The following is a 7,936-nucleotide window of genomic DNA, read 5'->3' as shown; positions in this document are numbered from 1 at the left end:
GCCCGGTGCGTGGAAACGCGCACGCCGGGTTCGGCGAGCGGCCCGCAGAAACGGACCGGTGGCAACACCGGCACCGCGCTGCGGGCCGACTCAACCATCCCGGGGCCCAGTTGAGAATCACCGACGCGGACGGCATGCGGATCACCTGCTTCGCAACCAACACCGCCGACCGTCCGATCGCCGAACTCGAGCTCCGTCACCGGCTGCGGGCCCGCGCGGAGGACCGGATCCGGGCCGCCCGGGCGACCGGCCTGCGGAACCTGCCCCTGCACGACACCGCGCAGAACAAGGTCTGGCTGGAGATCGTCCAGATCGCGCTCGATCTGCTGGCCTGGATGCCCATGTTCACCCTGACCGACCAGCCGAGCCTGCAGTCGCGCGGCCCGGCCCTGCGCAAGGGCAGAGCCAGCAACAAGGTGGCGGGTACGGACGTCGTCCCAGTCGTGCTCCGAGGCTGACTTCGGAAGCGGCGTCCCGGCACTGGCCCGTCAGCGGGTGCCACAGCAGAGTGCAGGACCGAAAACTCGTTGCCAGAGGATCAAGATCCGGGAATTCACGGGCCGTCGCCGATCCACACAACTCACAGGCCGCCGCTTCGGCCGGCCAGCGAGTCACCAGCCGCATACGAAGAACCTCCTCAGCAAGACCGCCTGGCACCGCGGCACCGTCTGTTCCTCACCGCCGAGGGCCAGATGCACCAGGCGGCGGTGTCTCGCACCGCCCCCTCCACGGCCCTTCTCCGCGGACATGATTCAAGCGGCACCGCCTCGGGAAAGCAGAAGAGACCGCGGCGCGAAGGCAGCGGGGCGGCAGGCCGCAGGGATCTCCCGACGCTTCGACAGCGCGACTTCAGGGGGACGAACAGGCACCTGCCGCGTGGCTGACGCTGTTCGACAGCGGGAGAGGGCGCGGACACCGCGATGCGGAAACCGCTCTCGGGGGAACTCCGGCTCAGCTCGGCATCTGGACGACGGTGGGGGAGACGTATGCACCAGCCTGACGGGTCGAACGGCTCTGTGATGAAGAAGAACCCGGACGACGAGAACGAGGTGCGCCCGGACGGGGACCACCAGGACACGCAGCCCAATCGGGTCACGCCGGTGGCCCGGTTCGAGCCCCACGTGGCGCTCGCGGTGGTCAGCACGCTGGCGTCCCTGGTTCAGCGAGGGCACGCCCTGGAGGCCGCGCGCCCCACACCCCCCGGCGAACTCCAGCGAGCGCAGCTCTTCGAGGAGGGGCACGTCTACCTGCTCGAGCCGCCGTTCGAGGGCTACTTCGCCGACCGGTACCTGATGGACTTCTACGATGTCCGCAGCCGCGACCTCTGCTCACGGATGCACATCCACACGGGCCTACGATTCGTGAGGATGATGACTGGCCCCCGGACGGCCATCCGCGTGTCGAGCTTCTCGCCCATGGCCGTCAGCCCGTCGATCGGGTGGACCGGGGGAGATCTGCACACCTTCGCGGACGACTGCCCCGGAACCGACGACGAACCGCCGCGGACCCGGTACAACGTCGTCGTCCCGGAGAATTCCTGGGTCGACATGCAGATACCGAGAGGCGTGTCCCACCAGTTCAACGCGGACGGCCCACACGCCGTCATCGACTCGGTGCACCCCGAGGAGTCCATCGAGACTCTCCGTGAAGCCATGTCGGGCTATCGGATGATGGCCCAAACGATCTTCCTCGCGGAGCAGCGGAGCGCCGGGGAGAAGTGCTTCCTGGACGGTCACGAGTGACCGTCCAGGAGATCTCCCCGGCCGTCCGGACCGCCCTCCAGTCACTGACACCGGGCGACCGTTGCCTCATGTCGATCCCATCGGGTGACGTTCTGGCCGAGGCCGTCAGAAGCGGCTGGGCGTCAGGCGCGGCTCTCGCCCTGATCAAACCTGAGGTCGGCGAAGCCGATCTGCTGGACATCGTCGACCGGTACGACCCGTCGCTGCTGATACGGGAGGACGGCGCGGGCGGAATCACGGCCGGGTTCAGGGCCGCCGTCACCTCGCACCCGAGGCCGGTGACGGACGGATCGGTCACCGTGTTCACCTCGGGCACCACCGCGCGGCCCAAGGGAGTCGTGCTGCCGCGGACCGCCGTGGTGGGCAACGCCCTCAAGACGGCCCGCATCCACGGCTTCGGCTCAGGGCGCCCCCACGGCACCTGCCTGGAGCTCTTTCACGTCAACGCGCTCGTCATGTCCCTCCTGGGGACACATCTCACCGGCGAAGCCCTCACCCTCGACTTCAGCGGAAGTCCGTCCGCCTACTTTTCCCGCCTCGAAGCCGCCGGCGCCCGCACCGCCTCCACAAATCCCCGGGTCCTGCGGCGGCTGGTCGACGAAGCACCGCCCTGGCCGAAGGCGCTGGAGTACCTGATCACCGCGGCCGGCCCGTGCGGAAGAAATCTGGCCACCGAGTTCTACGAGCTCTACGGGCCGCGGCTGCGCCAGGGGTACGGGATGTCGGAGGCCGTGAACTTCAGCTTCATGATGCCGTTCGTCCAGGACCGCCCACGCTTCGCGTCGCTGTACCTGGCGCAACGCCCGCCGGTTGGACACCCCGTGGAGGCCACCCGCTATGTGATCGACAGCGGAGAACTGCTCGTTCGCACCCCCGACCTGATGGACGGCTACCTACAGGACGAGTTCTCGGGGACCGTCGCCGGAGGCTGGCTGCGTACCGGTGACTTCGCCGAGGTGCGGGACGGCATGGTGGTCCTCCTCGGCAGGGTGAGCGAGGCGATCGACGTGCCGGGCGTGCCCCGCCCACCGGGACTGATCGAGGACCGGCTCGACCTGGCCGTCGGCGCGGGGGACTACGCGGCCGTCCGGATACCGGACCGCCCCGGCGTCGCGGTCTTCACCTCGCGTCCGCTGCCCACCGGCCTGCTTCCCACCGTCATGGGGAGACCGGGATTGCCGGTGTTCCTCGTGTGCGCCGACGAACTCATGCTGAGCGGCTCGGGCAAGGTGCAGCGATCGAGAATGTCCGGCAAGGCGGCGGAGATCCTGGACGCCGTCGAGCGCGCGATCGCAGTACCGGACGTAGTCACGCGCCGGGGACTCGTGCCGGAGGCGCTTCTCGGCCGGCGGGTCGACTCCCCGGACGGGCCGGCCGGCCGTCCCCTCGTCTGCCTCGGATGCGGGTGCCAGGTCCACTGGACGCCGTCCGTGACCACCATCGAGTACGCGGCGGGCTGTGCGGACCCCGCGCGGCACCTCCCAGAGACGGCGGCGGACACGGAGTGGCTAGTTCTACTCGCCAGGGGCGCGCGCGGTGAACCGGCGGACCGTCTGCCCTTCCGCCTGGGGAGCGAGGAAGGCGGCGGCCGCCGGGTGTACCGGTACGCGCGGACCGCCTCAGGATGGTCCGCGGTCGCTTCGAGGCGGTTGAGGTGAGTCCGCGCGCGTACGCGTTGATCGTCGACAGATCCCGTGCCAAGTCGTGGCGGCAGGACGACGGATCGTCGTTCCTCTCCCGCCACGGCATCGCAACGGTCGTGGTGTCGGATCGCCGGGGCGCCCACTACGAGGGGCTCCCGTCCGACACCCGCGTGCACCTCGTCGAGTCGCTCGACCACAGCTCGATCCGGCGCGTGGCCGAGAAGTACGCGCCCGATCTCATCGGCTTGAGCACCTGCTCCGAACTGTTCGTCGAGGATGTCGCCTCCGTGCGCGCCGTCCTGGGCATCCCCGGCCCGCAACCGGGTTACACGGCCCGGCTGCGCGACAAGTGGCTGATGAAAGAGACGGCGGCACGGGCGGGCATCCCAACCGCGTGGGGGGTGCTCGCGGTCGACGCCGCGAGCGCGCTGACGTCTCGCCCGGACGCCGCACGGCTGTTCCTGAAACCCCGGAACCTCTCGGGGTCCCGGGGAGCGCGGGAGCTCCGGGGCACCGACGCCGCGACGGCCGCGCTGGACGGCATCTCCCGGCACCTGGAGGACTTCGTCGTCGAGGAGTTCATCGACGGAGACCTCCATCACATCGACGGGTTCGTGTCGGGCGGCGAGCTCGCCTTCACTCTCTCGCGCTACGAGCGGCCGACCCACCGCGCGGGCGGGACCGTTCCGCTGTCGTCCCACACAGTCGACGACCCGGTCCTGTCGGGACGGGCCGCGACGTTCATCCGGCGTGTTCTGGCGGCCTGGGGCGTGTCGCAGGACGTCTTCCACTGCGAGGCGTTCCTCGTGGACGGAGCGTTCGTCTTCTGCGAGATGGCCGGCCGACCCGGCGGCGCCGGCGTGTCCGGGGTATTCGACCTGCTGCGGGGCAGGGATCTGCGCTTCACAAAGACTGCGCTGGATCTCGGACTGCCCGCCGAGGCGGCGCCCAGCCGGCTCCGACTCCGGTCCCGGGCGGGCGGCTGGACCGTCTTCTACGCCCCCCAGCCCGGGCAGCCGGGCGCCGCGACCACCGACAGCGGGGGGCTTTCCGGGCACGTCTGGTCGGACGTACGTCACACGGCCGAACCCGCCGTCGCCGGCTACGCGGGGGTCGGCCTCGCCACCTACGTCTTCGAAGGACGCACGACCGCCGAGGTGCGTCGGCAGATCGCACGCTACGAGTCGGAGTGGCCCGTCGCCCCGGCCGCGGGACCAGAGGCCCGATGAGAGGGGCGAACGGGCACGCGGGGGACGGCTACGGCTGGCTGCTCGACGAGGTCGCGGTCATCGCCGCGGCGCACCGTGAGGAGAGCGAACTGGGAGCGGCGGCGTTCGTCACCCACGCCGTGCTCTCCCCCCTTCCCCGCAGTGCGCGAGCGGCGGCGCGCCTGCGGCGCTGGAGCGACGGTTGCGCGCCGGAACCGGCGAGCGTCTTCCGCAAGTCCCTCGGCGACATCGAGGGGGCCGCCTCGTTCGGAAGACGCCTGGTCCTCCACGAAGGCTTCCGCGTGGACCCCGCGCAGGAGGCCGCTGAGGATCTCGAACGTCTCCGGGGCGCCCTGGGGCCGCGACTGCGCGCCAACTCGCGTGACCTGTGGCTGCGTTGGGGCGCGAAGACCACCTTTCGGCAGCGCTGCGCGGAGTTGCTGGGCTCGGCGGCCCTGCCACCGGGCTCGGCCTACACGGTCGACTCCGCCGTCGGCCTCGCCTCATTCGCCGAGCGCATAGGCACCTGCGCTCAGCCACGCGTCGTGAAGTTCCCGGGCACCGGGGGCACCGGCAACGTCGTCCTCCGGGGCGGCGAGGAGTTCCGTCCCGCTCTGCTCGACCGCTGCGCCGACGGGCCAGACGGGACCTTGCCGGATGGTCCGGTGGACGTGGTCGTCGAGACCTGGCTGCCGTGGCGGGTGAGCGTCTCGGTCTCGTACCTCATCGTCCCCGAAGTCGGCTGCGTGTTCCTCGCCGCGTGCGAGCAGGTCGTCGACTGGTCGCGGGCCACGTTCGTCGGCTCCAGCAGCAGCGTCCGGCTGTCCGCCGCCGATCTGGACGCGGTCAGGTCCTATGTCAAACCGCTGTTCGCGGTCATGGCCGAGGACGGTTACGTCGGCGTGGCTGCGGTGGATCTGATCATCGGCACCGGCTGGACCGGGAGCGGCCTGGAACTGCCGTCGGGCTCGCGGGTCTGCTGCGTGGAGTGCAATCCGCGGATGAACCGGCACAATCGCGTGGGACTGCTGGTCGAGCGCCTGGCCCGCACCTGGGGTGTCCCCGCGACCCGGCTGTCGTGGCGTCTGACGGACCGCCCCGGAGTGGCGCCGTCGGACGACGGGCCCCCGGAGCCCGCGCGCCCGCCCGACCGTCCGCCGCGGCCAGGCGAGACCACGACGATCGATCTGGTCGACACGACCCGGACCATGCGCCTGACGGTCAGGCTGGGCGACAGGGAGGGAAGCCACCGTGCAGAGTAGGCGTCGACTCGCCCTGTTCCTCTTCGTGGTCCCGACCGGGCACCACGAAGCGTCCTGGCGCCTGCCGCACAGCCCCGCAGAGCGGATGTACGACGTCGACTACTACATCGGCCTGGCGCGGACCGCCGAACTGGCCGGGATCGACGCCGTCTTCTTCGCCGACGCGCCCGCCCTGCGCACCCGCGTCGAGCACAACACCGGCGGCAGCGTCCTCGAACCCTTCACGCTGCTCGCGGCGTTGGCGTCCGCCACGACCACCCTAGGACTGATCGGCACCGCGTCCACCACGTACGCCGAGCCGTACAACGTGGCCCGCCTGGTCTCCTCGCTCGATCACCTGTCGCGGGGACGCGCCGGCTGGAACGTCGTCACCACGTCGTTCGCGGGCGCGGCAGCCAACTTCGGCGCGGGCGCGCACCCCGACCGCCTGACGCGCTACGCGCGCGCCGAGGAGTTCATCCAGGTGGTCAAGGGACTGTGGGACTCATGGGCCCCGCACGCCATACGGTGCGACCGCGCCGCCGGCGTCTACGCGGACCGGTCGCTCATTCGGCCCATCGACCACGACGGCGAGGAGTTCCACGTCGCCGGGCCCTTCCAGTCCGCTAGGACCCCGCAGGGCCACCCCCTCATCGTCCAGGCTGGGGCCTCGGAACCGGGACGCGCCTTCGCGGCACGACACGCGGACGTGGTCTTCTCCGTGCAGCGGGACAGGGATCGCGCGACGCGCTTCCGTGCCGGACTTCGCGCCGCGGCCGGCGCCGCGGGCCGCCACCCCGACGCCCTGCTCTCCCTTCCCGGCCTCAGCGTCCACGTCGCCTCGACCGCGGCCGAGGCCCGCAGCAAGCAGCAGGAACTCGATGAGCTGGTGATTCCCGAACACGGCATCAGTCAGATCAGGGCCGTCACCGGTGTCGACCTGTCCGGCTTCGGCCTGGATGAGGTCATCGACCACGCCACACTCCGGGAACGGCACGGCCCCAGCGCGATGACGCGGGCGGACGAGATCCTCGCGATGGTCGAGGAAGGACCCTGCACGGTGCGCGGCCTGGTCAGGCGTGTCGCCGGGGCCCGGACCCACCGGGTCGTCGTGGGGCCGCCCGAGGCCGTAGCGGACACCATGGAGACCTGGTTCCGCTCGGGCGCGTGCGACGGCTTCAACCTGCTGCCACCCGCGCTGCCCGGCGGCCTCCACGACTTCGTCGAGTTCGTCATGCCCGAGCTGGCCCGGCGCGGGATCTGGCACCAGTCCCAGGGCATGCTGCGGGAGCGTCTGGAGCTGCCGGCGGTCAGCTGAGGACGGCCGGCGCAACGACGACGTCCCTGGCGTAAACGCCCGGACTGCCGAGCCGCCGCCGCAGTGCGGCACCCGAGGCACCGTCGTGGACGCGGACCAGAGCCGCCTGGTCCACGTCGAAATACCAGACGTGGAAGTGATCGAGCAGCCAGTCGTACTCCTCGGCGGTCAGACGGACGGCCTCGACCATGACCTTGGCGTGCCGCAGGGTGCGCAGGCGCGCGAGCCCGTCGCGCAGCACCCGCGGCTCCAGCCCCTCGATGTCGAGCTTCATGGCCACCCGCATCCCCGGCAGCACACCGAGCAGGTCCAACACCTCATCCAGGCGTACCGTTTTGACGGTCGTCGTCGTCCACGCGTGGGGCCGGTCCGCCACCCACTCCTGGCACAGCGTCGAGTTGCCCCACCAGGTCAGGTCGTCGTGGAAGACCGCCTCGCCGCTCAGGTCGCTCACGGCCACCTGCTGGAGGCGGGTGCCGGGCAGGGATTCGGCGAGCGTGCGGCGAAGGTACGGAACCAACCGTTCGTTGGGCTCCACGGCCACGACCTTCGCGCCGGGCGGCAACTCGGCCGCGAGCAGCATCTCCCCGTAGTTGGCCCCCACGTCGACGACCGCGTCCCACCTGTCGTCGGCCACGACGGCCCGCCACAACGCACCCGCGACCGGATGCAGTACGCCGCCCGCCCGAGCGATCGCCGCTCCTCTCGCGTCCTGTGCGTCGATGTACATGCGCTTGCCGTTGATGACGACGTGATCAGCCGGTCCTGGCAGCCGGTTCACAGG

6 protein-coding genes and 1 pseudogene are annotated in these 7,936 nt (G+C 70.9%); 6 read left to right on the top strand and 1 reads right to left on the bottom strand.

What is annotated here, in order from left to right; all coding sequences use genetic code 11:
• Positions 1–95: 95 nt before the first annotated feature.
• The 6 genes and pseudogenes from ABZ396_RS26730 to ABZ396_RS26705 form a co-directional block, all read left to right on the top strand.
• Positions 96–458 (top strand): annotated as a pseudogene (locus tag ABZ396_RS26730) (transposase); the annotation flags it as partial.
• A 561-nt stretch (positions 459–1,019) separates the two neighbouring features.
• A complete protein-coding gene (locus tag ABZ396_RS26725) occupies positions 1,020–1,742 on the top strand; it encodes a hypothetical protein (RefSeq protein WP_358922160.1) in 723 nt (240 codons plus the stop codon).
• Positions 1,743–1,810: 68 nt separating this feature from the next.
• A complete protein-coding gene (locus ABZ396_RS26720) occupies positions 1,811–3,400 on the top strand; it encodes an AMP-binding protein (protein WP_358922161.1) in 1,590 nt (529 codons plus the stop codon).
• A complete protein-coding gene (locus ABZ396_RS26715; protein ID WP_358922163.1) occupies positions 3,397–4,614 on the top strand; it encodes a hypothetical protein in 1,218 nt (405 codons plus the stop codon). The genes ABZ396_RS26720 and ABZ396_RS26715 overlap by 4 nt, the downstream gene beginning before the upstream one ends.
• On the top strand, positions 4,611–5,855 hold the full coding sequence (locus ABZ396_RS26710; protein WP_358922164.1) for a hypothetical protein: 1,245 nt from the start codon (positions 4,611–4,613) through the stop codon (positions 5,853–5,855). Before ABZ396_RS26715 ends, ABZ396_RS26710 begins: the two co-directional genes overlap by 4 nt.
• Positions 5,845–7,152, top strand: a complete 1,308-nt coding sequence (locus ABZ396_RS26705) for an NtaA/DmoA family FMN-dependent monooxygenase (protein ID WP_358922166.1) — start codon at positions 5,845–5,847, stop codon at positions 7,150–7,152. The genes ABZ396_RS26710 and ABZ396_RS26705 overlap by 11 nt, the downstream gene beginning before the upstream one ends.
• Here the strand turns inward: ABZ396_RS26705 and ABZ396_RS26700 are convergent.
• A complete protein-coding gene (locus tag ABZ396_RS26700) occupies positions 7,145–7,933 on the bottom strand; it encodes an FkbM family methyltransferase (RefSeq protein WP_358922167.1) in 789 nt (262 codons plus the stop codon). The two genes, ABZ396_RS26705 and ABZ396_RS26700, sit on opposite strands and share 8 nt — an antisense overlap.
• Between the last annotated feature and the right edge of the window lie 3 nt (positions 7,934–7,936).

It is taken from the genome of Streptomyces sp. NPDC005866, assembly GCF_040629895.1.
Lineage (GTDB): Bacteria > Actinomycetota > Actinomycetes > Streptomycetales > Streptomycetaceae > Streptomyces.
This window is presented reverse-complemented; position numbering and strand designations above follow the sequence as displayed.